The sequence below is a fragment of the Streptomyces sp. NPDC054840 genome (assembly GCF_053611065.1).
Window position 1 is genome coordinate 1 of sequence record NZ_JBSGZP010000839.1, and the last position, 2,721, is coordinate 2,721.

Annotated in this window: 3 protein-coding genes; 1 reads left to right on the plus strand and 2 read right to left on the minus strand. The window is 71.3% G+C overall.

Annotated features, from left to right (window positions below):
- Nucleotides 1-170 precede the first annotated feature (170 nt).
- On the plus strand, nucleotides 171-638 hold the full coding sequence (locus ACWGIU_RS34835) for an OsmC family protein (RefSeq protein WP_453712103.1): 468 nt from the start codon (nucleotides 171-173) through the stop codon (nucleotides 636-638).
- 55 nt (nucleotides 639-693) lie between these two features.
- Here ACWGIU_RS34835 and ACWGIU_RS34840 read toward each other — a convergent pair whose 3' ends face one another.
- Both ACWGIU_RS34840 and ACWGIU_RS34845 read right to left on the minus strand, forming a co-directional pair.
- A complete protein-coding gene (locus ACWGIU_RS34840; protein WP_453712104.1) occupies nucleotides 694-1,947 on the minus strand; it encodes a YncE family protein in 1,254 nt (417 codons plus the stop codon).
- A 128-nt stretch (nucleotides 1,948-2,075) separates the two neighbouring features.
- A partial coding sequence (locus ACWGIU_RS34845; protein WP_453712105.1) for an XdhC family protein occupies nucleotides 2,076-2,721 on the minus strand: 646 nt, incomplete at its 5' end.

Consider the following 2,721-nt stretch of genomic DNA (forward strand, 5'->3'; position numbering starts at 1 on the left):
CCGCCACATCGCTGGCTACCTCCCCGGACCGTCCGGGCGTTCGTCCGGCTCTGCTTCCGGCCGTACGATCCAGGTCGACGCCCGGCACGGTTCGAGCACGCCGCCGCCACGTCCCGGGTGTCCGCCCGCCGCGCACACCCGTTCCGTACCCGAGAGAGGGAGCAGCCGCCATGGCCCGACTGCACTCCTACACCACCCGCGTGACCTGGACCGGAAACCTCGGCACGGGCACCAGCCACTACCGCGCCTATTCGCGGGCGCACGAGGTGGCCGCCGGAGAGCTGCCGGCGATCCTCGGCAGCTCCGACCCGACCTTCCGCGGCGACGCCTCCCGCTGGAACCCCGAGCAACTGCTGCTCGCCGCCCTGTCCCAGTGCCACATGCTCTCCTACCTGCACTTCTGCACGATCAACGGCGTGGTGGTCACCTCGTACGTCGACGAGGCGACCGGGACGATGACCACCGCAGGGGACAGCGGGCAGTTCACGGAGGCCGTGGTGCACCCCCGGATCACCGTCGGCGACGAGTCGATGGTGGCCGCGGCGATCGCACTGCACGAGGAGGCCCACCGGGCGTGCTTCATCGCCAACTCGGTGAACTTCCCCGTCCGGCACGAGCCGACCGTGACGGTGGGCTGAGTATCCGGGCCTGCCCCGCGCCGCTGCCCGACACGGCCCGACGGGCCGGACCCGGCTACCGGCCGACGGGACCGGTCCAGCCCGCCGGGACGCGGCCGAGCCGGACGCGCTGCGGATGGTCCCCGACGGGGACGGAGACCCGCTTGGCGCCGGTGGCGAAGTCGATGGCCGTGACCCGGTCGGCGCCGCTCTCGGAGATCACGCAGGCGCTGCCGTCCCCGGAGACCGTGGCCCAGTACGGCTTCGCGGCGGGCACGAGCGGCCCTTCGGCGAGGGTGGCACGGTCCACGACGGTCGCGTAGTCGTCCATGGTGCCGGCGACGCAGAGCTTCGCGCCGTCAGGGCTCATGGACATGCCGTGGTGGCGGGAGTCGTTGACCCAGGCGGTGCGGTCGGAGCTGGTGGCGGGGTTCATCGGAAGGGTCTTGAGGCGGGTGATCCGGTCGGAGGGGACGTCGTACTCCAGGAAGCCGTTGAAGAAGGACACCTGGAAGTAGAGCTTCGACTCGTCGGGGCTGAAGGACACCGGGCGGACGGCGTCGGAGAGGTCGCGGCGGCCGAAGGCGTCCAGCCGCTCCCGCATGTCGATCACCCGGACCGTGCGGAAGGTCTGCGCGTCGACCACGGTGATCCTGCGGTCGCCCTTCGTCCAGTCCAGCCAGGGCGCGTCGAGGGCGGTGTTCACCTCGCCGATGGAGCTGTTCCACAGGAAGCGGCCGTCGCGGGTGAAGGTGTTCTCGTGCGGCTTGCTCCCGGTGCCGAAGGAGCCGACCTGCCGCCCGGTGCTGGTGTCCAGGACGTGCACGGTGTCGGAGGTGGAGGCCGAGACGGCGACGCGGGTCCCGTCCGGCGAGACCGCCATGTGGTCCGAGCGGTACCCGGACACGGGGAAGCGCCAGTTGACGCGTCCGGTGGCCACGTCGATGGATACGACGTCGGCGAAGCTGGGGCGGGAGACGACGACGGCGGAGCCGTCCGGGGTGGTGAACATGTCGTCGACGAACTGGTCGTGCCCCTCCCCCGCGCTCTCCCGGATACCGAGGAAGAAGGCGAGTTTCACCGGGTTGAGGTAGATCTCGCGCAGCCGCTCCGCCTTGTCGGGGACCACGTCGATCCGGCCGACCTTGGCGAGATCGCCGGTGGAGGCGAGGACGTCGGCGGTGCCCTCCCAGTTGTTCCCGACGAAGAGCACCTCGCGCAGGTCCCCGGCCGGGCCGGGTGGGGAGGCGGGCGCCGCCGGGGCCGGCGTGAAGGCGGTGAGCAGGGTGGCCGCGGCCAGCAGGCCCAGGGTTCGCACGGTACGCAACATCCGCTCAACTCCGCTGTGGGGAAGGGATGGAGAGGGTGCCTCCTATTACCGGCGGGTAAAATAGAGGGAATGCCGAAAGGGCGCAACCCCAGGGGGCGCGCCCTTTTCTCAGTCCGGCCGGCACGCCTTCAGGCGACGGATCCGATCCGGTCGAGCTTGGTGTGCGAGATGTCCGGGTGGATCGGGATGTGCGCGCCGGTCAGGGCCGCCCCGGTGCCGCCGCGGCGGTTCGCGACGATCTCGGCGGCGATGGACAGCGCGGTCTCCTCCGGTGAGCGGGCGCCGAGGTCCAGTCCGATCGGGGAGCGCAGCCGGGCCAGTTCGAGCTCGGTCATCCCGACCTGGCGCAGTCGCTCGTTGCGGTCCTCGTGGGTGCGGCGGGAGCCCATGGCGCCGACGTAGGCGACGGGCAGCCTGAGGGCCAGTTCGAGCAGCGGGACATCGAACTTGGCGTCGTGGGTGAGCACGCACAGGACGGTCCGGCCGTCCACGGCCGTGCTCTCCAGATAGCGGTGGGGCCAGTCGACGACGATCTCGTCCGCCTCGGGAAAGCGGGTCTTCGTCGCGAAGACGGGTCGCGCGTCGCACACGGTCACCCGGTAGCCGAGGAACTTGCCGATCCGTACGAGGGCGGAGGCGAAGTCGATGGCACCGAAGACGATCATCCGCGGGGGCGGGACGCTGGACTCGACGAGCACCTTCAGCGGCTCGCCGCAGAGCCTGCCGTCCGCGCCGATCTCCAGCACGCCGGTCCGCCCGGCGTCGAGCATGGCG

Bases quoted from the DNA above. Each gene is read 5' to 3' on its own strand.
- ACWGIU_RS34840 (WP_453712104.1), bottom strand. From the start codon at position 1,947: ATGTTGCGTACCGTGCGAACCCTGGGCCTGCTGGCCGCGGCCACCCTG.
- ACWGIU_RS34835 (WP_453712103.1), top strand. From the start codon at position 171: ATGGCCCGACTGCACTCCTACACCACCCGCGTGACCTGGACCGGAAAC.